The sequence below is a fragment of the Pseudomonas sp. 382 genome (assembly GCF_002759075.1).
GTDB lineage: Bacteria > Pseudomonadota > Gammaproteobacteria > Pseudomonadales > Pseudomonadaceae > Aquipseudomonas > Aquipseudomonas vlassakiae.
Map to the genome: position 1 here is coordinate 115,271 of NZ_PEMX01000008.1, position 24,103 is coordinate 139,373.

General features: G+C 64.5%; 28 protein-coding genes and 1 pseudogene. 8 read left to right on the top strand and 21 right to left on the bottom strand.

Going from position 1 to position 24,103, the window contains the following annotated elements; translation table 11 throughout:
* The first annotated feature begins 83 nt into the window (after positions 1-83).
* Complete coding sequence (locus CQW31_RS11880; protein ID WP_054883309.1) at positions 84-704, top strand: LysE family translocator; 621 nt, start codon at positions 84-86, stop codon at positions 702-704.
* 17 nt (positions 705-721) lie between these two features.
* Here CQW31_RS11880 and CQW31_RS11885 read toward each other — a convergent pair whose 3' ends face one another.
* The 4 genes from CQW31_RS11885 to CQW31_RS11900 are packed head-to-tail and all read right to left on the bottom strand — an operon-like array spanning position 722 to position 5,419.
* Positions 722-1,048 carry a YceK/YidQ family lipoprotein gene (locus CQW31_RS11885; RefSeq protein ID WP_249341955.1) on the bottom strand — a complete coding sequence of 109 codons (327 nt, stop codon included), beginning with the start codon at positions 1,046-1,048 and terminating at the stop codon, positions 722-724.
* Positions 1,045-3,492 (bottom strand): alpha/beta fold hydrolase, encoded by a 2,448-nt coding sequence (locus CQW31_RS11890; protein ID WP_099814544.1) that lies wholly within the window; start codon positions 3,490-3,492, stop codon positions 1,045-1,047. The genes CQW31_RS11885 and CQW31_RS11890 overlap by 4 nt, the downstream gene beginning before the upstream one ends.
* 9 nt (positions 3,493-3,501) lie before the next feature.
* Positions 3,502-4,944 carry a TIGR01777 family oxidoreductase gene (locus CQW31_RS11895; protein ID WP_099814545.1) on the bottom strand — a complete coding sequence of 481 codons (1,443 nt, stop codon included), beginning with the start codon at positions 4,942-4,944 and terminating at the stop codon, positions 3,502-3,504.
* A complete protein-coding gene (locus CQW31_RS11900) occupies positions 4,937-5,419 on the bottom strand; it encodes a cell division protein (RefSeq protein WP_099814546.1) in 483 nt (160 codons plus the stop codon). The genes CQW31_RS11895 and CQW31_RS11900 overlap by 8 nt, the downstream gene beginning before the upstream one ends.
* A 167-nt stretch (positions 5,420-5,586) precedes the next feature.
* Here CQW31_RS11900 and CQW31_RS11905 point away from each other — a divergent pair, with 167 nt between their 5' ends.
* The 3 genes and pseudogenes from CQW31_RS11905 to CQW31_RS11920 all read left to right on the top strand — a co-directional run.
* Complete coding sequence (locus tag CQW31_RS11905) at positions 5,587-5,841, top strand: hypothetical protein (RefSeq protein ID WP_099814547.1); 255 nt, start codon at positions 5,587-5,589, stop codon at positions 5,839-5,841.
* Positions 5,842-6,197: 356 nt separating this feature from the next.
* Positions 6,198-6,986, top strand: coding sequence for a formate/nitrite transporter family protein (locus CQW31_RS11915; protein ID WP_054883303.1), 789 nt, complete (start codon positions 6,198-6,200; stop codon positions 6,984-6,986).
* A gap of 128 nt (positions 6,987-7,114) precedes the next feature.
* A pseudogene (locus CQW31_RS11920) lies at positions 7,115-7,201 on the top strand (GNAT family N-acetyltransferase); the annotation flags it as partial.
* Positions 7,202-7,224: 23 nt separating this feature from the next.
* On the opposite strand, the gene CQW31_RS11925 reads toward CQW31_RS11920, so the two are convergent.
* The 10 genes from CQW31_RS11925 to CQW31_RS11970 all read right to left on the bottom strand — a co-directional run bounded on the left by CQW31_RS11925 (position 7,225) and on the right by CQW31_RS11970 (position 15,992).
* Positions 7,225-8,202 carry a D-2-hydroxyacid dehydrogenase family protein gene (locus CQW31_RS11925; RefSeq protein ID WP_099814549.1) on the bottom strand — a complete coding sequence of 326 codons (978 nt, stop codon included), beginning with the start codon at positions 8,200-8,202 and terminating at the stop codon, positions 7,225-7,227.
* Between the two features lie 228 nt (positions 8,203-8,430).
* On the bottom strand, positions 8,431-9,303 hold the full coding sequence (locus tag CQW31_RS11930) for a metal ABC transporter solute-binding protein, Zn/Mn family (RefSeq protein WP_054883298.1): 873 nt from the start codon (positions 9,301-9,303) through the stop codon (positions 8,431-8,433).
* Positions 9,300-10,199, bottom strand: coding sequence for a metal ABC transporter permease (locus tag CQW31_RS11935; protein ID WP_099814550.1), 900 nt, complete (start codon positions 10,197-10,199; stop codon positions 9,300-9,302). Before CQW31_RS11935 ends, CQW31_RS11930 begins: the two co-directional genes overlap by 4 nt.
* Positions 10,199-10,945: a metal ABC transporter ATP-binding protein gene (locus tag CQW31_RS11940; protein WP_099814551.1), complete on the bottom strand. Its 747-nt coding sequence runs from the start codon at positions 10,943-10,945 to the stop codon at positions 10,199-10,201. Before CQW31_RS11940 ends, CQW31_RS11935 begins: the two co-directional genes overlap by 1 nt.
* Positions 10,942-11,844, bottom strand: coding sequence for a metal ABC transporter substrate-binding protein (locus CQW31_RS11945; protein ID WP_054883295.1), 903 nt, complete (start codon positions 11,842-11,844; stop codon positions 10,942-10,944). Before CQW31_RS11945 ends, CQW31_RS11940 begins: the two co-directional genes overlap by 4 nt.
* A gap of 15 nt (positions 11,845-11,859) precedes the next feature.
* Positions 11,860-12,429, bottom strand: a complete 570-nt coding sequence (locus tag CQW31_RS11950) for a DUF6162 family protein (RefSeq protein ID WP_054883294.1) — start codon at positions 12,427-12,429, stop codon at positions 11,860-11,862.
* Between the two features lie 11 nt (positions 12,430-12,440).
* Positions 12,441-12,761 carry a hypothetical protein gene (locus tag CQW31_RS11955; protein WP_054883293.1) on the bottom strand — a complete coding sequence of 107 codons (321 nt, stop codon included), beginning with the start codon at positions 12,759-12,761 and terminating at the stop codon, positions 12,441-12,443.
* Positions 12,758-13,297 (bottom strand): hypothetical protein, encoded by a 540-nt coding sequence (locus tag CQW31_RS11960; RefSeq protein WP_054883292.1) that lies wholly within the window; start codon positions 13,295-13,297, stop codon positions 12,758-12,760. Before CQW31_RS11960 ends, CQW31_RS11955 begins: the two co-directional genes overlap by 4 nt.
* Entirely contained in the window at positions 13,294-14,487 is a 1,194-nt protein-coding gene (locus CQW31_RS11965) for a PepSY domain-containing protein (protein WP_054883291.1), read from the bottom strand. Before CQW31_RS11965 ends, CQW31_RS11960 begins: the two co-directional genes overlap by 4 nt.
* Positions 14,488-14,657: 170 nt before the next feature.
* Positions 14,658-15,992 (bottom strand): lysine N(6)-hydroxylase/L-ornithine N(5)-oxygenase family protein, encoded by a 1,335-nt coding sequence (locus tag CQW31_RS11970; RefSeq protein ID WP_099814552.1) that lies wholly within the window; start codon positions 15,990-15,992, stop codon positions 14,658-14,660.
* Between the two features lie 193 nt (positions 15,993-16,185).
* Between CQW31_RS11970 and CQW31_RS11975 the strand changes: the two genes are divergently transcribed.
* Positions 16,186-16,623: a hypothetical protein gene (locus CQW31_RS11975; protein ID WP_054883289.1), complete on the top strand. Its 438-nt coding sequence runs from the start codon at positions 16,186-16,188 to the stop codon at positions 16,621-16,623.
* A gap of 58 nt (positions 16,624-16,681) precedes the next feature.
* On the opposite strand, the gene pbpG is transcribed toward CQW31_RS11975, so the two are convergent.
* The 3 genes from pbpG to CQW31_RS11990 form a co-directional block, all read right to left on the bottom strand.
* Entirely contained in the window at positions 16,682-17,608 is a 927-nt protein-coding gene (gene pbpG, locus CQW31_RS11980) for a D-alanyl-D-alanine endopeptidase (RefSeq protein ID WP_054883287.1), read from the bottom strand.
* A gap of 243 nt (positions 17,609-17,851) precedes the next feature.
* The gene (locus CQW31_RS11985) at positions 17,852-18,034 is read right to left on the bottom strand and encodes a hypothetical protein (RefSeq protein ID WP_054883232.1); all 183 of its coding nucleotides are present in this window, start codon (positions 18,032-18,034) and stop codon (positions 17,852-17,854) included.
* Positions 18,035-18,128: 94 nt separating this feature from the next.
* Positions 18,129-18,470: a hypothetical protein gene (locus tag CQW31_RS11990; protein ID WP_099814553.1), complete on the bottom strand. Its 342-nt coding sequence runs from the start codon at positions 18,468-18,470 to the stop codon at positions 18,129-18,131.
* Positions 18,471-18,631: 161 nt separating this feature from the next.
* Here CQW31_RS11990 and CQW31_RS11995 point away from each other — a divergent pair, with 161 nt between their 5' ends.
* A complete protein-coding gene (locus CQW31_RS11995; RefSeq protein WP_054883230.1) occupies positions 18,632-19,453 on the top strand; it encodes a shikimate 5-dehydrogenase in 822 nt (273 codons plus the stop codon).
* A 146-nt stretch (positions 19,454-19,599) separates the two neighbouring features.
* Here CQW31_RS11995 and CQW31_RS12000 read toward each other — a convergent pair whose 3' ends face one another.
* The 3 genes from CQW31_RS12000 to CQW31_RS12010 form a co-directional block, all read right to left on the bottom strand.
* Entirely contained in the window at positions 19,600-19,842 is a 243-nt protein-coding gene (locus CQW31_RS12000; RefSeq protein ID WP_099814554.1) for a hypothetical protein, read from the bottom strand.
* A 96-nt stretch (positions 19,843-19,938) separates the two neighbouring features.
* On the bottom strand, positions 19,939-20,466 hold the full coding sequence (gloA, locus tag CQW31_RS12005; RefSeq protein ID WP_054883228.1) for a lactoylglutathione lyase: 528 nt from the start codon (positions 20,464-20,466) through the stop codon (positions 19,939-19,941).
* 228 nt (positions 20,467-20,694) lie between these two features.
* Positions 20,695-21,054 (bottom strand): histone-like nucleoid-structuring protein, MvaT/MvaU family, encoded by a 360-nt coding sequence (locus tag CQW31_RS12010; RefSeq protein WP_099814555.1) that lies wholly within the window; start codon positions 21,052-21,054, stop codon positions 20,695-20,697.
* 357 nt (positions 21,055-21,411) lie between these two features.
* Between CQW31_RS12010 and CQW31_RS12015 the strand changes: the two genes are divergently transcribed.
* Together CQW31_RS12015 and cobF are read left to right on the top strand one after the other, a co-directional pair.
* On the top strand, positions 21,412-22,701 hold the full coding sequence (locus CQW31_RS12015; RefSeq protein WP_099814556.1) for an OprD family porin: 1,290 nt from the start codon (positions 21,412-21,414) through the stop codon (positions 22,699-22,701).
* 21 nt (positions 22,702-22,722) lie between these two features.
* A complete protein-coding gene (gene cobF, locus CQW31_RS12020; RefSeq protein WP_054883225.1) occupies positions 22,723-23,472 on the top strand; it encodes a precorrin-6A synthase (deacetylating) in 750 nt (249 codons plus the stop codon).
* 96 nt (positions 23,473-23,568) lie between these two features.
* On the opposite strand, the gene CQW31_RS12025 is transcribed toward cobF, so the two are convergent.
* Positions 23,569-23,919: a response regulator gene (locus tag CQW31_RS12025; RefSeq protein WP_054883224.1), complete on the bottom strand. Its 351-nt coding sequence runs from the start codon at positions 23,917-23,919 to the stop codon at positions 23,569-23,571.
* Positions 23,920-24,103: the final 184 nt, after the last annotated feature.

The window sequence follows — 24,103 nt, forward strand, 5'->3', positions numbered from 1 at the left end:
CCTGAGAAAGGCGGGGACCAGCCACCATCATAGGCCAACGCCATGCTAATCTGCGCCCGAGTTCAATCAAGGCCCGAATTCGCATGCCGATTGCCGACAATCTCATTGCATTTACCCTGGCAGCCACGCTGCTGACCCTGACCCCAGGCCTGGATACGGCGCTGATTCTCAGGACCGCTACGGTAGAGGGCCGCAAGGAGGGCGTGCGCGCCGCTTTGGGCATCAACGCTGGCTGCCTGCTGTGGGGCGCAGCCGTTGCTTTCGGCCTTGGCGCATTGATCGCGGTATCGGAGCTTGCCTACAACATTCTCAAGTACTGTGGGGCTGCCTACCTGGCCTGGCTTGGCCTCAACATGCTCTTGCGCCCACGGCAATCGCTGGCACCTGCCGGGGAAGATGGCCAGCGTGCTGGCAGCTGGTTTCTCAAGGGCTTGATGGGCAACCTGCTCAATCCCAAGGTCGGCATCTTCTATGTGTCGTTCCTGCCCCAGTTCATTCCCCAGGGCCAGCCTCTGGTGGCCTGGACCTTTGGCCTGGTCAGCATTCACGTGGTGCTAGGCCTGCTGTGGGCGATGCTGCTGATTGGCGCAACCCGGCCGTTGGCGGGCCTGCTGCGACGGGACAAGGTCATCCAGTGGATGGACCGTGCGACCGGCCTGGTATTCATGTTGTTCGCGGCTCGGCTGGCGCTGGGCAAGCGCTAGGTGCAGAGCGCAGTGAGCTACATCACCAGCACGTTGAACGAGCCATCCAGATCGCATTCCCGACGATCTCCACCCATGTCCTCAGGGAGAAAACCGGTCAGGTCATAAGGCAGTAGCACTGTATCCAGCGCGAGGGAGAAGGGCACGTCGATCAGGCCCACCAGGCCGCCGGGGCCGTTGCGCGTGGCAAAGTTCCAACCAAAGCGTGTGCCTGGATACACACAGCGTTCGCCATCGAGGTGAGTGAGCGTACTCCAGCAGCCACTCACCATCAGCGGCAGGGTGAGCACCAGGCACTTGGCAATCCTTTTCATAAGTGTTGTCACACGTTCCTTGTCGTTCATTCTTGTTGCCCCTCAACCAGCCGCAGCTCCCCATCCCGATACTGCACTTCGCGCCCCAGCCATTCGCTGCTTACCTGCGGCAGCACTGCCGAGGGTTTGCGCAGTTCGCGCAGCAAGGTCGAACCATGGGACAACCGCCCACCCATGCGCGCAATCACGGCCCGTGCGGCCTGATAGTGGGCATGGCGGCCGGGGTCGAGGCTGTCTTCGAGGAGGATGTCCTGGCCCAGGATGCCTTGCACCTGGCCAGGGTAGATCATGAAACCGGTGGCCTGTTCGCTGCCCTGGCTGCCGTCTTGCCAGAAGCTGCCGTCGCGCGTGCGCACGTCAGGATGCGGGCCGAACCAATCGGCACGCTGGGCTTCAGGCATGGCGTGGTGCACGCGGAAGAAAATCCGCATCAGGTTGTCCCGGTACCACTCGCGCACTTGCAGGTAGTAACCCCGCAAGCCGGGCAGGCCGAGGCGATGGGCCAAGGTAACGGCGGATGGCCAGGCGGGCAGCGGCTGCAGGGGCAGTTCGGTCGGCGCCGGCCGCGGTGTGCCGGGGTCGGTTTCCCACGGCAGACGGTGGGGGCTGTGCTGCAGATCGTTGTAGGCGGTCGCTGGCCGGCCCAGCCAGGCACCGCCGCTGCTGGCCAGGGCCGTGGCGATGCACAGGTTGCCCTGCACCACGAAGACATAGAAGCGGCTGAACCAGTCTGCCAGTTGCTGGCCGTCAGCGCCGGCGGCCTGCAGTTGCGCCAGTTCTGCGTCGAAGCGTTGCAGGCCCGGGGCCAGGGCTTGCAGGTGGCTGCGTGCAGCATGCTGCATGCGCCACAGGCGCGGCACAGCGCGCAGCAAGCGCAGCGGGCGCCAGGGCAGGGCGGGGGTGGCGCCGCCGACTTCGCCCGCGTAGCTGGCAGCGGAGATGCCCCAGTCGGCCAGGCGGGCAAGGAACAAGTCGTTGTTGATGTAGGAGGCACCGCCAAACACGGCGGTGAAGGGTTCGTTGTCCTGCAGCACCCGGCTGTCCCAGCGCGCCATGATCGCCGGAATGCTGGCGGCGGCGCGGCGCTGGGCGTATTCGACGAAGCGGCTGGGTTGCGGCGGCAGGATTTCGGCGATGTTGGCCGAGGTCAGGTGGCGGCGCCAGCCGTGCTCGCTGATCGGGCGATACTGCAGCAGCCACAGTTGGTGGCCGTCCCACGCCCATTCGATATCGCCTGGCACGTAGTGGAACACTTTCAGCACGCCTTGCAGGAAGTCCCAGAGGGCGTTTGCTGTCAGGCCATGCACGTTGGCGAAGTGGCCGCTTTGCCAGGCAGCGCCCAGGCGCGACAGCGTTGCGCGCCGGGGACTGGCCTGGCCGTCGGCCAGCGCTTCCAGATGGCCTTCGAGCCACTCCAGTTCCACCGAGAGGTGGCGCACGAAGGCGATGCCGGACACCGTCGGCTGGATGAAACGCTGCACCACCACTTCCTCGACGCCGGCGTCACGCAGTGCCCTGACACGGTCGGCGACGGCGTGTCCAGGCACGCGCAGGTAGGTGGTGCTCAGGCCGGCATTGGCGGCATCGGCCTGATCCTCGGCATAGCTGGAGGAACGCACGGCCCACAGGGCATCCGGGGCCGAGGCAAGCAGCCTGGCCAGGCGCGGGTCGTTGCTATCGTCGAGGCTGAGGGCTTCGGGCACGGCTTGCCCTGCAAGCGCCGCCAGTTGCAGGCGGCCACCCTTGGTATGGGCGACGAAGCCTTGGGTACCCGACTCCAGCCAGGCGGCAAATTCGGCTGGTGCATCGATCCACGGGTAGTGGCCCCAGCCGGGCTGCAGGCTGATGCGCAGGTCGGCGCGGGCGAGGATCGCCGACCAGGCGGCGGCCTGGGCGATCCCCAGCAGGCGGTCGTGGTCGCCCCATACCAGCTCGACAGGGGCGGTGACCCACTCCAGTAGCGGCAGCGCGGTGTCGGCGCGCAGTTGTGCCCAGGAGGGCACGAAGGCGCGGCAGCGGGCATAGCCGGCACCCATGCGCCGGTACTGTGCGGGCGTCCAGCGCTGGCTGGAAAACTTAGTGGCGAACCAGTGCGGCTTATGGCTGAGCAGCCAGTGGATGGCCTTGCGCAGAGGCAGCGGCGACATCAGCGCGGGCAGGCGGCGTTGCCAGAGGAAGGCGCCGACCGGGGCCAGCAGCACGCTGCGGCTGAAATGGCCGGGGCTGCGCTGCAGCGCATGCAGTACGATCAGCGCGCTGACGCCAACGGCCATGATGGCGTGTCCGCGTTCGCTCAGGCTTAGCAGGGCTTGCGCGTACTCGTCCAGGTCCGCGCAGGGCGGCGCGGAGTTGTCGCCGAAGCCGGGCAGCTCCAGGGCCTGCACCCGGTAGTGCCGGAAGTGCGGCACGGCATCGTCCCACCAGTCGGCGGCGCTGCCGTTGCCGGCAAGCAGGTACAGCAGGGGCTTGCTCATCGCTGCTCCTCAGGCCAGGTCGCGCAAGGCGCTGTCCAGGGTCGGATACCGGAAGCGGTAGCCGGCCTGCTCCAGGCGGCTCGGCAGCACGCGCTGGCCGTCGAAGAACAGCTCGGCCATTTCCCCGGCAAGCGCCCGAACCGGTGCGGCCGGAACATGCAGCCACACCGGGCGCTTGAGCAGTCGGCCGACAGCTTGGGCGAAGGTGGCCTGGCTGACCGGCTCGGGGGCGACCAGGTTGTAGTTGCCCTGCATCTCGCTGTCGACCATGCTGCGCGCCATCACCGCCAGCACGTCGTCACGGTGTACCCAGCTCATGATTTGCCGGCCATCGCCCATGCGCCCACCCAGGCCCAGGCGGAAAGGCATCAGCAGGGGTGGCAGGGCACCGCCAGGGCCGAACACCACGCCCAGGCGCAGCACCACCTGGCGAACGCCGAGGGCGCTGGCCGGGCTGGCGGAAGCTTCCCAGCGGTCGCACAGCTCGGCCATGAAGCCGTCGCCTTTGCTGGCGCTTTCGTCCAGTGGCTGGCTAGCGTCGCGTACACCGTAGTAACCGATGGCCGAAGCCTGGATCCATAGCGCCGGCTTGTGCCGGGCCTGTCGCGTCCAGCGCAGCAAGGCCTCGGTGGTGCCGACCCGGCTGGCCAGCAGCTGCGCCTGGCGGCGCGGTGTCCAGCGTGGCCCGGCGACGGGTGCCCCAGCCAGGTTGATGACCACGTCGAAGCGCTCGTCATGGCTGAGTTTGTCGAGGCTGCGCAGGCAGCGGGCGCGGCCGTCGAACAGGTAGGCGGCGCGCAGCGGGTCGCGGGCCAGAACGCTGACGCTGTGACCGGCATCGAGCAACTGGTTGACCAGGGTTTCGCCGATGAAGCCGGTGCCGCCAGTGACCAGCACCTGCTTGTGGGCGCTGCCGGCGAAAGGGTTGGTCGGCGGCCCCTGGCGGTGCAGGCGCAGCGTCGCCAGCGCATCACGAATCCCCGACGCGGTCACGCCAAGGGCGAACAGAGTCAGCAGCCAGCCGCGCCAGCCGAGGTCGATGGCCACCAGGCCGCTGGGCAGGCTCGACCACTGCAGCAACTGCAGGCCGTACAGCGCGAAGAAGGCGCCGGCGTTGATCGCCAGCACGGTGTGCATGATGCGCTCGATGGCCGGCAGCTTGCGGCTGCGGTCCTCGACCACGAAATCCCACAGGGTCAGGCCGATCTCCAGGGTGAAGACCACCGCCACGATAATCGCCCAGACGCCCTGGAACGCTACATGGGCGATACCGAGGAACAGGATGCCGTAGCAGCACGAGCGCACTGCGTGGATCGCCAGCTCCAGCCGCGCACTGTAGCGCTGGGGCAGGGCAACGGTCAGTTCATGGTGGTAGATAGTGTCCAGCGCGCCCAGCAGTCCTTGGATAAGCAGCAGGTTGAGGGCCCAGGTGAGGATCGGCAGTTCAGCCACGTTCAAGTCCTTTCAAAGTGGTGGTGGGGCGGTCGCAGCGATACAGCCACAGCAACGGTGGCAGCAGGGCGAGCAGGGCCAGGCCATCGATGACCAGATGCGACCACATGCCGGCCTGCAACGACACCAGCATGTCCTGCGGTGCCCACAGCACGATGCCGCATGCCAGCCAGGCCCAGGCGCTGTGGCTGCGCAGGCGGTCGCCCAGCTGGATCAGGCCGAGCATGTACAGCGAGTAGCTTTGCAAGGTGGCGCCGAACAGTGCGAGCCACCACACCTGCTGCTCGCGGGCAGGCGCAGGCGCTGCCTGGCCCCAGAACGCCTGCTCGATGCTCAGTTGGTATGTGCCCAGTAACGCGCTATGGCCGGCCCAGGTAAGGCCCAGGCCAATCAGTAAGTGCATCAGCGCTGCGGCTTGCAGCCAGCGTACCCATGCACGGCGCACATCGCATCGTGCGGTAAAAGAGCGGAGCATTCCTTGTCCTGTCGGCTTCCGTGACGGCGGCCAGTGTACTTGATTTGCGCAAGTGGTCGTAGGCGCTGGCTTTTTGCGCCACTGGTCGAGGCGCTGGCACTCCAGCCCTTCGCATTTCTTCTGAGTTAAAGGTGCAGATCCGCTGCACCGCAGACCGGAGACCCACCATGACGACAGATACCCCGAAAAAGCAGGATGTGGGTGAAGCGTGGTCGCAGAGGCGACCGGAAGACTGGAACCCGCCGCCAGGCAATCCAGGCTCCGATCAGGACGCACAGCAGCAGCGGGAGAATGGCACTGCGCGCACGAACGAGGATGTCGAAGTTCCGCTGCCGGCGGACGACGAGGCCCCGGTCGAGGAAGACATGCAGGATGTGGATGCCAACAACTCGGTGTCCAGCGAACACCCGGAACCTCGTTGAGCGCTTGCGGTGGCGGTCGGTATCCTGTGAGCGGGCGAGCCCGCGAAAGAGGCGACTCGGTGGATGGCACCGGCTCTGCCGGTGTTCGCGGGCGCGCCCGCTCCCACAGGGAGGGCGTCAGATGCCGAAGGGGGGCACGCCAGCCCCCTCATCGACCCGGTCTATCAAGCCATCCACCCTATCAATTTGACTGCGACATTCTGCCTCAGTAACGTGCGCGGCTCTTCGTTGCAGCGCCAGAGACCACCTGTTTTGCCTTCCCCCTGAAGCACCTCGCATCACTTCGCCACCCGTAAATTCCTGACTGCCGGCATGCCTCTGGGCATGCCTGTCGTCCCTGCGTTCGAGTTTCCGAAATGTCTGTCAATGCCCCCTCCCGAATCACCGAACTCGTCATCGAGGCCGGTACCAAGAAAGCCCATTTGCCTACCCGCGCACTGCTCATCCTCGGTTTTCTTGCCGGTGGCTTCATCTCGATGGGCTTTATCCTGGCTATTCATGTCAGCGCGATGATCCCCGGGCAATGGGCTTCGCTGGGTAACCTGCTGGGTGCTGCTGTGTTCCCGATTGGCCTGATCCTGGTGATCCTGGCGGGCGGCGAACTGCTTACCGGCAACATGATGAGCCTGCCGCTGGCCATGTTCGCCGGGCGCATTCGCCTGGCGGCGGTGGCACGCAACTGGTTGCTGGTGACCCTGGCCAACTTGCTCGGCGCGCTGTTCGTGGCGTACTTCTTCGGCCACCTGCTTGGCCTGACCGAGGGCGCCTACCTGACCAAGACCGTGGCCGCCGCCACCAGCAAGGCCAGCGCCGACTTCGTTCATGCCTTCGTCTCGGGTATCGGCTGCAACTGGCTGGTGTGCCTGGCGGTGTGGCTGGCTTTTGCCAGCCGTGAGATGAGCGGCAAGATCCTCGGCATCTGGTTCCCGATCATGGCCTTCGTCGCCATCGGCTTCCAGCACGTGGTGGCCAACATGTTCCTGATCCCGGCGGCGATTTTTGCCGGTTATCTGAGCTGGGGCGCGCTGGCCGAGAACCTGCTCGCGGTGTTCCTCGGCAATGCGGTGGGCGGGGCGATCTTCGTCGGCCTGGCGTACTACGTGTCGTTTGCTGCGACGGCCCAGGAGCAGGCCACGGTGCCGTAAGTGCCTTTAAGTCGCCGGCAAGGCTGGGTAGCATGGGCGCCTCCTGCCTTTCCGGCTGTTCTGCCGTGCACCGCCCAGGCGTTGATTCGCGAAGCGGGCATGCATGATGCCGACATAAGTGCGGTATCGGCTTCGTGCAGACCGGGCGTTCGCCGCTGGACGGCGAAGGCCGGCCGTTTCCTTTGTTGCACATGGCCTTGCCTGACCCGGCGTAAGCCATATCCCTTGAGCCTGCAGGTCAGCGCCGCACCGTCAGCGCCTGCGGATTGGCGACGTTCTGCGCCGCGCCTTGGGCAAACGCCACCACGTTGTCAAAGGCGTCACCGAAATACAGCTCGTAGCCGTTCTTCTCCACATAGCCCAGGTGCGGCGTGCTCAGCACCCGTGGGTGGGTGAGCAGGGGGTGGTTCGGCTCGAGTATCGGCTCCTGTTCGAACACATCCACCGCAGCGAAGCCCGGCCTGCCGGCGTCGAGCGCCTGCAGCAGGGCCCCGGGTTCAATCAGCTCGGCGCGGCTGATATTCAGCAGCAAGGCATCCACTTTCATCCGCGACAGGTCGCTGAACGTCACCCGATGGCGCGTTGTCTCTGACAGCCGCAGGTTCAGGCTGACAATGTCCGCCTCGGCAAAAAAAGCCTCGCGCGATGTCGCCGCCCGGTGCCCATCGGCCTCGGCCGCCGCCCGGCTGCTTTCGCTGCCCCACACCAGCACGGGCATGTCGAATGCCTGGGCGTAGCGGGCGAGCCGCTGGCCGATCTTGCCGTAGCCCCAGATGCCCAGCAGCTGCCCGGCCACCGCCTGGCCCAGGTTGACCTGCCAGTGGCCTTGCTTGAACGCTTCGATCGCGGGCACCAGCTGGCGCCGGGCGTTGAGCAGCAGCGCCCAGGCAAGCTCCGCCGGCGCCACCGGCGAGCCACGGCCTTCGCTGACGACGATGCCGCGGGCGGTGCAGGCTTCCAGGTCCAGATGGCCGGCGACCTTGCCGGTCTGGCTGATCAGCTTGAGGTTGGGCAGCCGGTCGAGCAGGGCTGCATCGATGCGCGTGCGTTCGCGGGTGAGGACCAGGGCGTCGGCATCGGCGAAGCGGGCGGCCAGCTCATCCAGGGAGGCCGGTGGCTTGTCGTGAAACACGCGAACGTCATGCCCAGCGAGGCGTTTGAAGCATTCGAGCGAGCGAATGACGTCCTGGTAGTCATCGGGAATGGCAATGCGCATGGTGGTCGGCCCTGGCGGTCAGTGTGGAAAGGGGTTGGCCCGACGTGGCACCACCCTGGCCATACACTTGAGCACAACACCCAGCACCACCGCCACCCCGGCGCTGACAAATATCGCCTCATGCCCGGCGCTCTGCTGGACCTGGTGGTGCATCGCCAGGATGTGCGCCGCTTCATGGGCTTTTTGCTGGCCGGGATGCAGGCGGGCCGGCCCTGACCGGTAACGGCCTCATCCGCCTTCGCTCAGTGCCCCGATCACCTGCTCGACACTGGCCTTGAGCCCGGCCAGCGCATTTTCGGGGTCACTGTCCACCACCAGCAACCTTGCCCCGGCCGCCTCGATCACCTTGGCCACCGCTGCATCCGGCTGCCGATGGTGCAGCACCAGCGCCACATCCTGCTCCGTGAGGTTCTCGCCCAGCGCTCTCAGCGCCGCCTCATCCCATTTCCCATCCGCAGGCAGTGGCTGTTCCACCACATCCAGGTTCAAGCCGCTGGCCAGATAGCCCAGGCGCTCCGACAGGCTGACCACGCTCAGGTTGTCGACCTTGGCCAGCTGCACCTGGCTGCTGGCAGTCAGCTCCAGCAACTGGCGCTTGAGCCTCGCCAGGTTGCCCTGGATCCTCTGCTTGTCGGCGGGCACCAGGCGCTCCAGGTCGTTGGCCAGAATATCGGCCATGCGCCCCAGGTTGGTCGGGTTCAGCCAGGGATAGGCGGCATGGGCGTCATCGCCGCTCACGGCGATGCCCGGCAGCGCGCCATCGAGCGGCCGCGCCGCATCGATCTCGACGATACGGATGTTGCTGCGTCGCGCCAGCGGGTAGAGCGGGTCGTCACGCCAGATCGAACGCACACCGATCACTGCGTCGGCCTGCTGGGCGGCCTTGGCCAGGCTGGCACTGCCACGGCTGCTGAAGTACGACGGCTGGCGGCTGGCCGGCAGGTTGGCGGGCGCGGCGCGCGTGAGCTGCACGCGGGTGCCGTCGAGCAGGGCGCTGGCCAGGCTGTGGGTCACGGGTAGGGAGGTCAGCACTTGGCTGGCCGAGGCGAGCGCAGGCAGGCTGGCCAGGGCGATGGCCAGGGCCAGGTGTTTGAGTTTCATGCCGGGTTTCCTTGCAGACGTGGGACGAGGGCGCGGGCCAGCGCGGCGAGGGCGAAGCAGATACCTGCCACCAGAATGATTGCGGCGCCCGAAGGCACTGGCAGGTCAAGCATGATGGGCAGCAGGATGCCGAGCAGCGTGCTCAGGCTGGCAATCAGCACCGCCACGAAGAAAAAACCCTTCAGCGACTGGCTGACCAGGCGCGCCGCTGCTGCCGGGATCACCAGCAGGGCGCCGACCAGAATCGCCCCGATCACCTTCACCGAAGCCACTGTGACCAAAGTCACCAGCACCACGAACAGGTAGTCCAGCACCTTCACCGCCACCCCACGCACCGCCGCCAGTTGCGGGTTGAAGCTGGCCAGCATGATGCGGTTGTACAGCGGCAGGGCCAGTGCCAGCACCAGCATCGCGACGATGCCCAGCACCAGCAGGTCCTGGGAGCTGACGGTCAGTACCGAGCCGAACAGCACATTCTCGAGGATATGCACGTTGATCTTGCCGGCGAGCATCAGCAGCAGGCTGGCGCCAAGGGCCAGCGACACGGAAAGGAACACGCCGATCAGCGTGTCCGGTGCCAGCCCGGTGCGGTTGCGCAGGAAGTTGAGCAGGATGCCGAACAGCAGGCAATAGCCGAACAGGCTGCCATAGGGGCCGGTATAGGGCTCGCCGAGCAGGATGCCGATGGCGACCCCGGTAAGCGCGGCATGGCCGACCGCTTCCGAGAAGAAGGCAAAGCGCTTGACCACCACCAGGGTGCCGAGGCCGCCCAGCACTGGGCCGATCATCAGGCCGGCCAACAAGGCATTGATCACGAAACCGTAGGCCAGCGCCTGCGGCAGGTAGCCAGCGTCGGCCCAGGTCTGGACCAGCTGGCGGAAGGCTTCGAAGCTCATCAGGCAAGGCTCTCGCTGCGAGGGTGGACAGAGAACAGGCCAAGCAGGCGCTCCGGCGTCAGCGCCTGGGCCGGCGGGGCGTCGAACAGCACCTGGCGGTTCAGGCCGGTGACCCGGTCGGCCAGGCGCAGCACGGCCTCCAGATCATGCTCGATCCACAACACGGTGGTGCCGGCCTGGCGCCAGCCTTGCAGCAGTTGTTCGAACACCTGGATGCCGGCTTCGTCGAGCGCCGACATCGGCTCGTCGAGCACCAGCAACTGCGGTTCCGGTATCAACCCCTGGGCGAGCAGCACGCGCTGCCGCTCGCCACCGGACAACGCGCCCATGCGCCGCTTGCGCTTGGCGAGCATGCCGACCCGCGCCAGCGCCGCATCGATCGCAGGCTGCACGCGCCGCGACAAGCCAAGGAACGCCGGGCGCCGTTGGCACAGGGCAGCCATGAAGTCGTCCACGGTCATCGGCAGCCCGCGGTCGAACTCCAGCGCCTGCGGCACATAGCCGATCACTTGCTGCGCGCCTGGCCAGTGCAGGGTCAGCTGGCCCTGGTGCGGCATCTGCCCAAGCAAGGTCTTGATCAGCGAACTCTTGCCGCCGCCGTTGGGCCCGACGATAGCGTGTACGCTGCCGGCGGCCACGCTGAACTGCACCTGGTCGAGAATGCGCGTGCGGCCCAGGGTCAGGTCGATGCCGGCAAACTCGATGCGCGGCCCGGCGGGTGCGGTGAGGTGCGCGGCAGCGGTCATGCGCGGTTCTCCTGGATGGCGCGGACCACGGTGTCGAGGTTGCGCTTCATTTCCACTTCGTACTTGTCCTGGGTGTATTCGCCATAGGAAATGTGCGTCAGCGGGTACAGGCGCACGCCGGCTTCACGCTGGATGGTCTCGACATAGGCCGAAGGGAAGTCCATCTCCGAGAAAATCACCTTCACATCCAGCGCCTTGAGCTGGTCGATGGTCTTTTTCAGCTGCGCCGGGCTTGGTTCGATGCCGTGGGCGGGCTCGACCACGGCGGTCACTTCCAGGCCGAAGTCACGCACCAGGTAGTCGTAGGCGGCATGGATGGTGGCCACACGGAAGGTGGCGCTGGGGGCTTCGCTGACCTTGGCCAGGGCTTCGGCACGCAAGGCGCGCAGGCGCTTGGCATAGGCACGGGCGTTCTGCGTGTAGAGCCTGGCGTTGTCCGGGTCGAGCTTGCCGAGCGCCCGGGCGATGTTGTTGACCTGGGCGATGGTGGTGCTGATCGACAGGAAGGTATGCGGGTTGACCACCTTGCCGGCGCCCCGCGCGGCGATCCCGGTGGCGGCCAGCAGCGGTACGTTCTGGTTGGCTTCGATGGTCTGGATGCCGGGCTTTTCGCTGGCGGCGATCATGCGGTCGGCGAAGTCGTCATGGCCCACGCCATTTAGCACCACCACGTCCAGCGTGCCGATGCGCTTGATATCTTCGGCGCGGGGTTCATAGGCATGCGGGTTGAAACCCGCCGGAATCAGCGGCACCACTTCGGCCTTGTCGCCGACGATGTTGCTGACGTAGCTGTAGTAGGGGTGCAGGGTGATGCCGATGCGCAGGGGCTTGCCGGTATCGGCCAGGGCCAGCGCCGGCAGGGCGCAGGCCAGGAGCAGGGCTAGGGCTTTGCGGAACATGGGGAATCCTTGGGTTCAATGACGGTGTTCGCGGGTGACCCCGGCGTCGTAGTGGCTGACCACCTGCTGCCAGCCGGCGGCGATCAGTGCGGCCTGGCCGAGGTCGTCGGGGAGCAGGGCGGTGCTGTCGCGGCGCAGCCACACGTCAACCTCGGTGCTGTCAGCGTCGGGCAGGATCAGCAGGAAACTGCCGGCCACCTGCGGCGCCTGGCTGCGGCCCAGGTAGGCGCCAGTCGCCAGCCACTGCCACTGGTGGTTGCCACGGCGCAGGCTGCCGGCATCGGCCACGAACGGTGGCAGGCCTTGCTCGGCCAGGGCCGCAACGCTGGGCGTGGCGGCGCTTTCCTGTCGAAGCAGCTGTATTTCGTCGAACGCCACGCGCAGGTCGGTGTAGATGCCTTGTTCGGCAGCACTCAGGTCGCGGCGGGCGTCGATCTGGTGGCTGGCGATGGCCTGCTTGTCCTCGCGCTCGCCGCGCAGCAGCACGACGCTGGCGGCGAGGGCAACGATCAACAGGCTGGCCAGCAGCACATGGAGGGTTTCGTGCCCGGCGCCGGCCGGGCGCACCACTTGGGCCTGGCTCATGGTTGGGCGGCTCATGGTTGCGCGATGTCGGCGTGGTCGACTTCCACGACGTGGCCAGGCCCTGCGTCGAACAGCACGTAGAACTCGCCGTCGGGGCGTTTGAAGGTCAGGCTCGAATCGTCACCGAGCTTGCCACCGACCAGCACCTGCTCGTCGTAGCCAATCACGTCAAGGGTCACCCCAGGCGCGCCGCTGCCATCGGAAAACCCGCCGGTGCATTTCACCTGGCCACCGGCCACTTCCTCGCATTCGCACATCGGGTTGTGGGCCAGGGCCGGGCTTGCAGCCAGTACCAGCCAGGGCAGCGCGAGCCTGCGCATCAGGTGTTTCATGGTTTGCCTCCTTGTTTTTCGAGCCAGGCCACGGTGGCTGGCGAAGCCTTGGCCAGGGGGACCGAGGCCTGGTGCAGGCTGCCGTCCCAGCCTTCGAGGGTGATCCAGACCTGTGCGTCGGCGCTGGTGCGCGGCGGTATGGGCAGGTTGGTGACCATGCGGTATGGCGCGCCGAAGAAAATGGTGCCGGCGGCGCGCAGGCTGCGCGGCTTGCCGATGCGCAGGTAGACCGCCTTGACGTCATTCACACAGGCCTTGCACAGCGCCGCGTTGAACAGCTTGAAGTGGCCTGCGGGGCCATCGGCGCGCGGGGCTTCGTTGCGCAGCTCGGCGAGGTCCAGGCTGTACGGGCCGACCTGTATGCCGTGGATCGGGTTGGCACCGAGCCCGGCGTCACCACGGAACAACCTGACGTCGGCGAAGTACTTGGGCATGAAACCCAGGGGAATGAGGATCAGCAGGATGTTCAGGTGAAAGCGCCACTTCAGCCACCATTGCTTGAGTGGCCGGCCAGGCAGGGTTAGGGCACGGCTCATGGGCGCACCTCCAGGGTGGTTTCGCGGCGTGTGCTGTGCGCCGTGCGCTCGCTGCGCTTGAGCGCGGCGGCGGTTGCCTGGGCGGTGCGTTTGGTCCAGATCAGCAGCCCGCTGAACACCATCAGGGTCAGGATCAGGCCGAAGAAGAACCAGATCAGCTTGATCGGCAGGCCACCGAAGTCGCCCGTGTGCAGCGGGCGCATGGACTCGGTGACGAACTCCAGGGCCGAGCGGTCGCTGAGCAGGAACTGGCTGTCGACCTGGCGTGTATACGGGTTGACCGAGGCACTCTGGAACATCAGCGGGTACCAGCCACGCCCGCCCATTTCGATGTGGCTGTAGGCGGTAGCCGGCAGCGAGACGGAGGTGATCTCCAGGCTGGGGATGGCCAGGCCGGCAATGCGTGCGGCCTCGTCCAGGTCGATGCGTGGCGCCGGGCTGCCGTCGACGGTCTGTGGCACCTGCTCGCGGGCGATCACCGGCACGATGGGCTCGCTGGAAATAGTGATCTGGTTGTCGAACAGGATCGCCCGGATCAGGAACCAGATGCTGGTGATGGAAATGACAGCGATGAACCAGATCGACCAGACCCCGGCCAGGCGGTGCAGGTCGCCCCAGAAGATGCGCGAGCCATGGCCGGTGCGTACCGGCTTGAAGAACCCTTTCCAGAATTTCTTGTACACCACCAGGCCCGTTACCAGCGACGCGAGCATTGGCAGGCCGAGCAGCGACACCAGGTACCAGCCCCAGCTGAAGCCGTTGGTGAACGGCACCAGCCACCAGCCGTGCAGGGCCCGGGTGAAGGCTTCGAAGTTGAAGTCCGGCATCTTGCCCTGAATGGCCCCGGTATAGGGGTTGACGTAGAGCATCGGGCTGGAGCCATCGGCGTAAGTGACCTGCGCAGTCAGCGCGAAGTGCGCGCCATCGGGCTGGCTGAGCGAGTTGACGGCCATGTCTGGTTCGGCCTTGTGCAGGGCATCGAGCACTTGCTGGAAGCTCAGGCGTTCGGCGTTGTCATCAGGCTTGCTGGCACGCACGTCGGGGTTGGCCAGCCAGACGATTTCCTGGCTGACCACGGCCAGCATGCCGGTAAAGCAGACGATCAGCACGAAGAACCAGATCGGCAGGGCGAGCCAGCTGTGGACCAGGAACCACAGCCTGGACTTGGATTTTTTCGGTGATTTGGCCATCGGTCAGTCTTCTGAAAAAAGGGGCGAGCACAGGCCCAACCAAAAAAGGGCTGTTGTTCAAAAGACGAATGAGAATGAAAATCCTGAAGAATTAAATGCAAGCAAATGTTTCGGAGGGCGCGCGCCGACAGGGTGCTGGTGGCGCCCTGTCGGGGTGGTAGCTACGCCAATCAGGCGCTGGTCAGGACAACGGCAGGTTGTGCCTTGCCCTGCTGGCGCGCCAGATCGTGGTACAGCGCCTGGCCGATCTCGGCGGCACGGGAGGGCAGCACCGACAGCAAGGTGTCGCTGAGGCCATGGCTGTTCTCGCAGAAGCCTTGCAGGTAGACCGAGGCCTGCAGGTCGGGGCTGGCCAATACCCGGTAGTTGCGGTCGACGCTGAAGTCTTCCAGGTAGTCGGCCAGCGGGGCGAGCAGGTCGCGGTGTGAGCGGCGTTCGTAGCCGGTGGCGAGTATTACCGCGTCGTAGCGGTGGGTCTGCTGCTGGGCGGTGGCCAGGTCGCGCAGGGTCAGTTCAATGCCGTCGCGGGTCGCCACCACGGCTTCCACCTGGCGGCGGCACAGCACGTTGTGGCGGAACTGGTGGGCGACTTTCTGCCGGTAGAGGATGCCGTAGATGCGCTCGATCAGGTCGAGGTCGACCACCGAGTAGTTGGTGTTGTGGTATTCGCCGAGCAGCTTGGCGCGTTGATCGGCCGGCTCGTTGTAGACCAGGTCGGTGTAGTCGGGGGCGAAGATCTCGTTGACGAACGGGCTGTCGTCGGCCGGCTTGAGGGCGGAGCCGCGCAGCACCATGTCGACCTTGACCGACGGGTAGCTGTCATTGAGGTCGATGAAGGCCTCGGCGGCGCTCTGGCCCGAGCCGATCACGGCAATGCGCATCGGCTTGCCGGCCGTGCAGGGTAGCTTGTTCAGGCTGCTGAGGTACTGGGAATGGTGGAAAACCCGTGGATCATCCTTGAACGCGCTGAATTTCTCGGGGATTTTCGGTGTACCGCCGCTGCCCACCACCACCGAGCGCGTCCTTCGGCTGAATTCGCGGCCTTGGCCATCATGTGAGACCAGGCGCAGGTGCTCGACACGGCCTGCCTTCACTTCAGGTTCGATGCGCAGCACTTCTTCGCCATACACCGCCTGGGTGGCGAAGTGCTCTGCGGCCCAGCGCAGGTAGTCGTTGTACTCCAGGCGGCAGGGGTAGAAGGTGCCCAGGTTGATGAAGTCGGCCAGGCGCTGCTTCTGGTGCAGGTAGTTGACGAAGCTGTATGGGCTGGTCGGGTTGCGCAGCGAGACCAGGTCCTTGAGGAACGAGATCTGCAACTCGCTCTGGGTGGCGAGGGTTTCGCCGTGCCAGCGGTATTCCTTCTGCTTGTCGATGAACAGCGCATCGAGGGCGTGGCCCTGGCTCTGGGCAAGTTCTTCCAGGGCGATGGCCAGGGCCAGGTTGGACGGGCCGAAGCCTACGCCGATCAGGTCCTTGATAGTTTCCGGGTGTGCAGACTGGCTCATGGCTGCGGTTCCATAATGGGTCGAATGTGGGCGCATGCCGGGGCTCCGGCGTTTGTACATGGGTGGAACGAGCCAGCGTCGGGTGAATTTACTGCCCGCAAGCGTGCCTGCGGCCAGCCGGGCCTAAAGGCTTGCCGCTTTCGGCCGATACGCAGGTCAACTCAAGGACCCTTTGCAAGGCAAGGAGAAACACATGGTAGGTATCGCGGCAGTCAGCATCAGCAACACCTCGACCCAGGCCGGCAGCGCTTCGCAGGCCAGCGACACGGAAAAGACTGAATCGGGCAGCTCGACGCTGCAGGTCGACACCTCGAAGCTGCGTGGCGATGGCCAGGCCAAAGGTGCCGAGGGTGCGCAAGGCAGCAGTGGCAGTGACGAGCCCTCACACATCAAGCAGTTGCGCGAGATGATCAAGAAACTGCAGAAGCAGTTGGCCGACGAGCAGAAACAGCTGGCCATCCTGATGGCGCAGAAAACCGACGAAACCAGCAAGTTGGCTGCAGTCACGGCCAAGCAGGCCAGCATCGCCACCCTCAGTGGCGAGATCATGACGGCTACCGCGCAACTGCTGGAAGCGTTGCAGAAGTCAGGCGGCAGCAGTGCCGGCGGGATGGTCGATACCCAGGCCTGAACATCCTGAACGGGCCTCATCGCCGGCAAGCCGGTGATGAGGCTGACAAGGCCTGCCGTCACTCCGACGCCAGGCGCCCCTTGCCGTGCTTGTCGGTCTTGTATTGCATGGCCACTGCTGGTGCCGGCTTAGTCGCGCCGGTCTCCAGCCACTGACGCATGCGGGTGGCGTCGGCGAAGTGGGTGTACTTGCCGAAGGCATCGAGAATCACCATGGCCACCGGGCGGTTGTCCATCCTGGTCAGCAGCACCAGGCAATGGCCGGCTTCATTGGTGAAACCGGTCTTGGTCAGCTTGATGTCCCAGTTGCTCTTGTTCACCAGGTGGTCGGTGTTGCGGAAGCCCAAGGTGTAGTTGGGCTTGCGGAAGGCCACGGTCTTCTCGCGGGTGGTCGACAGCTCGCTCAGCATCGGGTACTTGCGCGCGGCCATCAGCAGCTTGGACAGGTCACGGGCGGTGGAGACGTTCTGGGTCGACAGGCCGGTCGGTTCGACATAGCGGGTGTGCGCCATGCCCAGGCTGCGGGCCTTGGCGTTCATCGCCTTGATGAAGGCCGGGTAGCCCCCTGGGTAGTGGTTGGCCAGGGTGGTCGCGGCACGGTTTTCCGACGACATCAAGGTGATCAGCAGGGTTTCCCGGCGATTCAGCTCGCTCCCCAGGCGTACGCGCGAATACACGCCTTTCATGTCCGGGTTGTTGGCGATGGTCATGGTGAGCATCTCATCCATGGGCAGCTTGGCATCCAGCACCACCATCGCCGTCATCAGTTTGGTCACCGAGGCAATGGGCACCACGCGGTCGGCGTGGCTCGCATACAGTTCCTGGTTGGTGTTCAGGTCGATCAGCAGGGCGCTGCCAGACGCCAGGTGCAGCTTGGACGGGTCGCGCTGGACTTGGGCCGGGGGTTGTGCAGCAGCGGTCGACGGAAGGGTCGCAGTACCTGTGAGCAACAGCAGCAGGCTGAGGATGGACAGGGATGTTTTCACGTTGAGGCTCACTAAAAGTTGGTATGTCGTTGGCTGTGCAAGGGTTTTCCCCCAAAAAACCGCTGCATTGTGGAGTATGGCCGAAGTGCTGTCGATTGCTCGTTGAGCCGACCCCACGAAATGAAAAAACCTTCATGCTGTATCGGTTTTCCTGCCGCCATTCGTCGGTTCGCCGGGGCAAAAAAAGACCCGCCAGGTAGCGGGTCGGAAGGGACGTTGGGAGCAACGCGCAACAAAATCCGGTCAAGCGATCAGGCAGTCGGCCTTGAGCTGTTCAGCCAGGGCCAGCGCCGAGGCCCGAGTAGCCAGCGGGCCGCTGACGGCCTCGCCATTGCTTACCAGGTACCAGCAGGCCAGCAGGCCTTGCTCACGCAGTGTGACGGGGACAGCAGTGCCGACGACGGACATGATCTGAATAGTGGCCATGGGGACCTCCTGTGAAACATGTGCCCACCTTACGCAGCCGCCGGCACGGTTTGAAATCAACATGCTCAATAGTGCTCATCAGTTTTATCAACGGTCACCAGCGTGGCGGGCCGTAATACACCGGTGGCGGGCCGTAGTAAGGGCGGTACGCTGGCGGTGGGGGCGCCGGTACGTAGTACGGTTGGTAATACACTGGCTGCGGCGGGGCCTGTACATAGACGGGCGGTGGCCCATAGTAGGCGGGCTGGCGTTCGACATAGACGGTGCGGTCGTGGCCACCGTACACCGTCGCCCCGACCACGGCCCCGACCACGGCAGCGCCGAGCAGTGGGCCTGGGCCATACCAGCCATGGCCGCCGCCGCCGTGGGCAGAGGCTTGCCCGCTGATGGCCAGGGCACCGACCAGCAGGGCGATTCCGGGGAGATGACGGATCATGAGACTTCCTCACAAGGTAACCCCACGCTCGGGGCCTTGATAGTATGAGTCCGGTCTCTGTCAGCCGAGCACAGGGGAACGGTAAAGGTTATGTAAGGGGCGACCAGTGGTGGCGTCTGGTACCCTGCACAAACGTTTCAGTCATCAAAAAGGAGCGGGTCATGGCGGCAACTCCCAGCAGAGACACAGTACTGTGCATTTCCCTGGCCGGGCGGCCTGGCACCTTCGGCGTGCGTTTTCATAATCACCTTTACCAACAGCTTGGGCTGGACTTCTACTACAAGGCCATGACTACCGACGACCTGCCGGCAGCCGTCGCCGGCATCCGCGCCCTGGGCATCCGCGGTTGTGGCGTGTCGATGCCGTACAAGGAAGCGTGCATGGCGCTGGTCGATGAAATCGACCCGTCGGCTGCGGCGATCGAGTCGGTCAATACCCTGGTCAACGACGCCGGCCATCTGAAGGCCTATAACACCGATTACCTGGCCGTGCGGCAACTGCTGGCCGAGCATCAGGTCGACCCCGCCACCGCGTTCGCCCTGCGTGGCAGTGGCGGCATGGCCAAGGCCGTGGCCAGTGCCTTGCGCGATGCCGGGTTTCGCGAAGGCCTCATCGTCGCCCGCAACGAGCAGGCCGGTCGGCAGCTGGCGGATGTCTGCGGCTATCGCTGGGTGGCCGAGCTGGGCGACCTGTGCCCGCCGATGCTGGTGAACGTGACGCCGATCGGCATGGCTGGTGGGCCGGAGGCCGATCAGCTGGCGTTCAGCGAGAATGCCATTGCGGCGGCCGAGCGGGTGTTCGACGTGGTGGCGATGCCGGCGCGCACGCCATTGATCCAGCGCGCCGAGGCACTGGGCAAACCGGTGATCACCGGGCTGGAAGTGATCGCGTTGCAGGCGTTGGAGCAATTTGTGCTGTACACCGGGGTGCGACCAACCCGCGAGCAGGTTGACGCAGCGGTAGCCTATGCACGGGATGCCTGATGTCCCCGATCTCCTGTAGGAGCGGCCTCGTGTCGCGAAAGGGCCGCTAAGCGGCCCCTGGGTATCAGCGAAAATGCTGGAATCGCCGGGCCGCTTTGCGGCCCTTTCGCGACACGAGGCCGCTCCTACAAGGACCGCGCAAGTCGTCAGAAGGCTTTGTGGCCTTTATCCAGCTGCTCGTCCACCAGTGCCCGGCCATGGGCCAGCGACACATGCTGTGCATTCTCAAGGTCCGAGAAGAACTTCATGGGCATGGACATGCGCTTGCTGGTATGCCCCTGTGGGTCAGTGATCAGGCAACCGGCGACATAGGGCAGGGGAGAGTCGGGGTGGGGCATCACGCTGGCGGTGATGGTGTGGTCGCGGTATTCACAGTGAAGAGATTGCATCGTCCTTACCTCGCTGTGGCATGTGAAGCAGTTACCTTCATATACCACAGCAAGGGGCCGGGAGTTCCCGGCCCGACGAGCGCGAGCTGACGGCGATCAGCCCTTCAGTTCGGTCGGCTGGATCACTTCCACCCAATAACCGTCCGGGTCCTTGACGAAGGCCAGGTGATTCATGCGGCCATCTTGCAGGCGCTTCTGGAAGGGTACGTCGAGGGCTTCGAAACGGGCGCAGGCTTCACGCACGTCCGGCACCGAAATGCAGATGTGGCCAAAGCCGCGCGGGTCGGTGTTGCCGTTGTGGTAGGCGAATTCCGGGTCGTTTTCGGTGCCGTGGTTGTGGGTCAGTTCCAGTACGCCCGGGATCGACTTCATCCACTGGTGGCGCGCGGTGTCGTCGGCAGGGATTTGCGCCGGGTCGACCAGGGCCAGGAAGTACAGGCTGAAGGCCGCTTCAGGGAAGTCACGCTTGTCGACCAGGCGGAAGCCCAGCACGCGGGTGTAGAAGTCGAGCGATTTCTCGATGTCCTTGACCCGCAGCATGGTGTGGTTGAAGACGAACTGGGCGGTGGCGGCGTCTGGCTGCGCGGTGACGCCAGGCAGGGTTTGCAAATCGTGCAGGCTCATGGGGACTCCAGAGACGGGGCTGGCAATCAGGTGCCAGCGAAACAGACAGGAGGCCATGATACGGCAGTGAAGCGTTTGCGCAAATAAAAGCGCCCTGCTCGAGGGGAGCAGGGCGCCGGGATTAGAGGCCCGCATGTGCGGGCGCGTGATGGGGTCGCTAGTCCTTTAGCTGTCTCGATACTGCTGCAGCCGTTGTGAAAAAAGTGTGAAGTGGGTGTTGACGTTTCATCAGCGAACCCAGCTTTCCACGGTAGCGGCCCCATACTGTTCTTTCCACGCCTTGAGGCCGCGGTGGTTGCCACCTTTGGTCTCGATCAGCTCGCCGGTGTGCGGGTTTTCATAGACTTTCACCACGCGCGGGCGGCGCTGCTGTTTCGGTGCGCTGGCCGTGCTACGGGTAACCGCCTTCGGGTCGAGGATGGCGATGATATCGCGCAGACTTTTGTCATAGCTTTTCATCAGGCCGACTAGTTTCTGCTCGAATTCGATTTCGCGTTTGAGGCCGGCATCCTTTTTCAGCGCCTCCAGTTGCGCCATTTGTTCCTGGAGCGCTTTTTCGGCAGCACGAAACTCTGCAAGTCTGGACACTGTAATCACTCCTGTACGTCTTCGTGGCACGGCGTGACGAACATTGAGAAGGATTAAACGCCAGCCACGCGGGTGGGTAAAACTGTTCGCTGACATCGAGTGTAGACACTTGCAGGAATCCGGTAAACCGCAAACTTTTTATAAGTAATCGGGAACTTTTGAAGTTTTCCGGGCGGTAATGCAGGCGTTTTTTCGATGACTCTACGTGGGGTTCTAGACCATGGTCCAATACCCCGTTGCAGCGCGTTCGGGCGATGATTTCAGATGATGGCCGACGCATGTTCGGCCGCGACGCATTCGCGTGGCGCAGAGGCGTCACGATTTGTTTTTTTCGCCTTTCTCTGGATGTTCCCTCGCATGTTTTCCCCCCTCCCTCTCGCCTCCGGGCGCCGTGTTGCCGGCGTGTTCCTGTTGTGCACCGGTGCGCATGCCCAGGCCGCCGGTTTTCTTGAAGACGCTAGTGCCAAGGTTGAAGCACGCACGGTCTATTTCAACCGGGATTTTCGTGACGGCCACAGCAGTTCCAGCCAAGGCGCGTCAAAACGCGAAGAGTGGGCGCAAGGCTTCATTCTCAATGTGCAGTCGGGTTATACCCAAGGGCCCGTCGGCTTTGGCGTGGATGCACTGGGCATGTTAGGCATCAAGCTCGATTCCAGCCCGGCCGACAGTAACAGTGGTTTGTTGCCTTCATCCGGCCACGATCCACGGCACTCCGCCGATCAATACGCGAAGATGGGCCTGGCGGCCAAGGTCAAGGTTTCCAGCACGGTGCTGAAGTATGGCTCGATGATGCCGGACGTGCCGTTGTTGAAGTACAACGATGGTCGCCTGCTGCCGACTATGTTCCAGGGTGCGATGCTCACCTCCGAAGAACTGCACGACCTTAAGTTCACCCTGGCCCGCCTGGACAAGTACACGGCGCGTGATTCCACCGATCGCCAGGATATTCGCGTGCATTGCAAGAACAAACGCTATGCCTGCGATATCGAAGCCGACCACTTTGACCTGGCCGGCCTGGACTACCGCTTCAACGACCGGCTCAGTGCCCAGTATCAGGTCGCCAAGCTGGAAAATATCTACCGTCAGCATTTCCTTGGGCTGGTCGCCAATCAGCCGCTCGCGGTCGGCAGCCTGTCGGCGGACCTGCGGCTGATCAAGAGCGATGACATTGGCAATGCCCGCGCTGGCGAGATCGACCACCGCGCCTTCAGCGGCATGCTCGGTTACAGCCTGGGTGGGCACAAGGTCAGCGCCGGCTGGCAGCGCATGTATGGCGAAAGTGCCATGCCGTACCTCGATGGCAGTAACCCGTACCTGGTCAACTACGCCCAGGTCAACGACTTCGCCGCTGCCCAGGAGCGTTCCTGGCAACTGCGTTACGACTATGACTTCAAAGCCCTCGGCATGCCCGGCCTGAGTTTCTTCACCCGCTACATCAATGGCGACCACATCAAGGTCCCGGGCAGCACTGCCGAAAACAAGGAATGGGAACGTGACACCGAGCTCAAGTACCAGGTGCAGAGCGGCACCTTCAAGGATGTCAGTGTGCGCCTGCGTAACTCCACGTACCGCAGCAACTACGAGCGGTGGGCGCGGGACATGGACGAGACGCGGGTGATCGTCAGCTATAACTTCTCTATCTTCTGAGTAGACAGGCTGGGCGCGGTCATGAAAGACCTTCTGTTGATCGGCATCGGCCCGGGCGACCCGCGGCAGGTTACCGTCGAGGCGGTCGAGGCACTGCGTCGCGCCAGCGTGTTCTTCGTGCTCGACAAGGGCCCCGGCAAGGGTGAGCTGGTCTGCATGCGCAAGGCGATCCTCGAGCGCTATCGGCCCGAGGGCGGCTACCGCCTGGTGCAGGTGGCGGACCCGCAGCGCGATGCCGAGGCGGACGATTACCCAAGCGCTGTGCATGACTGGCATCGCCAGCGCGCCACGCTGTATGCCCGGTTGATCAGCGAAGAGATGGGCGCCAAGGATATTGGCGCCTTTTTGCTGTGGGGTGAGCCGGGGCTCTACGACAGTACCTTGCGCATGCTTGACCTGGTTCGCCAACGCGGCGTGGCGCTGCGCTTGCAGGTGATTCCGGGGATCAGCAGTGTGCAGGCCCTGGCGGCGCGGCACCAGGTCCCGCTCAACCGCATAGGCGAGCCGCTGACCGTACTGCCAGGGCGACGCCTGGCAGAGCAGGGGCAGGTGGACAATGTGGTGGTGATGCTCGACGGGCAATGTGCATTTGCCGCGCTGGAGGATCCGGCGCTGGTGATCTACTGGGGCGCTTACCTGGGCACTGAGGATGAGGTGCTGATCGCCGGGCCTTTGCTGGCCGTGAAGGCGCGGATACTGGAAACGCGTGAGCGGGAACGGGCGCGCAAGGGGTGGATCATGGATACCTACCTGTTGCGGCGGGAGCTGTGAGGTGGGTTGCTTGTACCGGCCTCTTCGCGGCTAACGCCTAGAGCCTTGCAGCGTACCTGTGTGTGGGCTTGTCCCGCGAAGCAAGCGCCGCCGACATCAAGGCGTACCGAGAATCTGCACCACCTTGTCGCGGAGCTGGTCGATGGTGAACGGCTTGCCGATCATGTGCATGCCCTGCGGCACGTCGAAACTCTCGGCATAGCCACTGGCAAACAGCACCGGCAGCGCCGGCCGCATGGCACGGGCCTCGGCTGCCAATGCTTCACCGCGCATATCCGGCAGGCCGACGTCAGTCACCAGCAGGGCCAGTTGCTGGCTTGCGTCCTCGATCACCTTCAGCGCCGCCGTGGCATTTTCCGCTTCAATGGTGCTGTAGCCTAATTCGTCGAGCACTTCGACCATCAGCATACGTACGATGTCGTCGTCTTCGACTACCAGAAGGTGCATGGTTGGTTTCCTGTTGAAAGAGGCATGTCTCTACTCTGTGCGCCAGGCAGTGACAGAAGTTCCCGAGGATACCGGACTGTTGCTTAGCGATGGAACGATTCTTACACGCAGCCTTCAAATACTGGCTAAATGCCCTGCCGAGGCCGCCCAAGCGGGTTAGACTCGCTTGTTAACCGGTGAGCGC

Bases quoted from the DNA above. Each gene is read 5' to 3' on its own strand.
- CQW31_RS11970 (WP_099814552.1), bottom strand. From the start codon at position 15,992: ATGAGCCAGTCTGCACACCCGGAAACTATCAAGGACCTGATCGGCGTA.
- CQW31_RS11990 (WP_099814553.1), bottom strand. From the start codon at position 18,470: ATGATCCGTCATCTCCCCGGAATCGCCCTGCTGGTCGGTGCCCTGGCC.
- CQW31_RS11950 (WP_054883294.1), bottom strand. From the start codon at position 12,429: ATGAGCCAGGCCCAAGTGGTGCGCCCGGCCGGCGCCGGGCACGAAACC.
- CQW31_RS12015 (WP_099814556.1), top strand. From the start codon at position 21,412: ATGTTTTCCCCCCTCCCTCTCGCCTCCGGGCGCCGTGTTGCCGGCGTG.
- gloA (WP_054883228.1), bottom strand. From the start codon at position 20,466: ATGAGCCTGCACGATTTGCAAACCCTGCCTGGCGTCACCGCGCAGCCA.
- CQW31_RS11975 (WP_054883289.1), top strand. From the start codon at position 16,186: ATGGTAGGTATCGCGGCAGTCAGCATCAGCAACACCTCGACCCAGGCC.
- CQW31_RS11905 (WP_099814547.1), top strand. From the start codon at position 5,587: ATGACGACAGATACCCCGAAAAAGCAGGATGTGGGTGAAGCGTGGTCG.
- CQW31_RS12000 (WP_099814554.1), bottom strand. From the start codon at position 19,842: ATGCAATCTCTTCACTGTGAATACCGCGACCACACCATCACCGCCAGC.
- CQW31_RS11995 (WP_054883230.1), top strand. From the start codon at position 18,632: ATGGCGGCAACTCCCAGCAGAGACACAGTACTGTGCATTTCCCTGGCC.
- CQW31_RS11955 (WP_054883293.1), bottom strand. From the start codon at position 12,761: ATGAAACACCTGATGCGCAGGCTCGCGCTGCCCTGGCTGGTACTGGCT.
- CQW31_RS11885 (WP_249341955.1), bottom strand. From the start codon at position 1,048: ATGAACGACAAGGAACGTGTGACAACACTTATGAAAAGGATTGCCAAG.
- CQW31_RS11890 (WP_099814544.1), bottom strand. From the start codon at position 3,492: ATGAGCAAGCCCCTGCTGTACCTGCTTGCCGGCAACGGCAGCGCCGCC.
- CQW31_RS11985 (WP_054883232.1), bottom strand. From the start codon at position 18,034: ATGGCCACTATTCAGATCATGTCCGTCGTCGGCACTGCTGTCCCCGTC.
- CQW31_RS12025 (WP_054883224.1), bottom strand. From the start codon at position 23,919: ATGCACCTTCTGGTAGTCGAAGACGACGACATCGTACGTATGCTGATG.
- CQW31_RS11965 (WP_054883291.1), bottom strand. From the start codon at position 14,487: ATGGCCAAATCACCGAAAAAATCCAAGTCCAGGCTGTGGTTCCTGGTC.
- CQW31_RS11930 (WP_054883298.1), bottom strand. From the start codon at position 9,303: ATGAAACTCAAACACCTGGCCCTGGCCATCGCCCTGGCCAGCCTGCCT.
- CQW31_RS11945 (WP_054883295.1), bottom strand. From the start codon at position 11,844: ATGTTCCGCAAAGCCCTAGCCCTGCTCCTGGCCTGCGCCCTGCCGGCG.
- CQW31_RS11880 (WP_054883309.1), top strand. From the start codon at position 84: ATGCCGATTGCCGACAATCTCATTGCATTTACCCTGGCAGCCACGCTG.
- CQW31_RS11940 (WP_099814551.1), bottom strand. From the start codon at position 10,945: ATGACCGCTGCCGCGCACCTCACCGCACCCGCCGGGCCGCGCATCGAG.
- CQW31_RS11960 (WP_054883292.1), bottom strand. From the start codon at position 13,297: ATGAGCCGTGCCCTAACCCTGCCTGGCCGGCCACTCAAGCAATGGTGG.
- CQW31_RS11935 (WP_099814550.1), bottom strand. From the start codon at position 10,199: ATGAGCTTCGAAGCCTTCCGCCAGCTGGTCCAGACCTGGGCCGACGCT.
- cobF (WP_054883225.1), top strand. From the start codon at position 22,723: ATGAAAGACCTTCTGTTGATCGGCATCGGCCCGGGCGACCCGCGGCAG.
- CQW31_RS11900 (WP_099814546.1), bottom strand. From the start codon at position 5,419: ATGCTCCGCTCTTTTACCGCACGATGCGATGTGCGCCGTGCATGGGTA.
- CQW31_RS11915 (WP_054883303.1), top strand. From the start codon at position 6,198: ATGTCTGTCAATGCCCCCTCCCGAATCACCGAACTCGTCATCGAGGCC.
- CQW31_RS11925 (WP_099814549.1), bottom strand. From the start codon at position 8,202: ATGCGCATTGCCATTCCCGATGACTACCAGGACGTCATTCGCTCGCTC.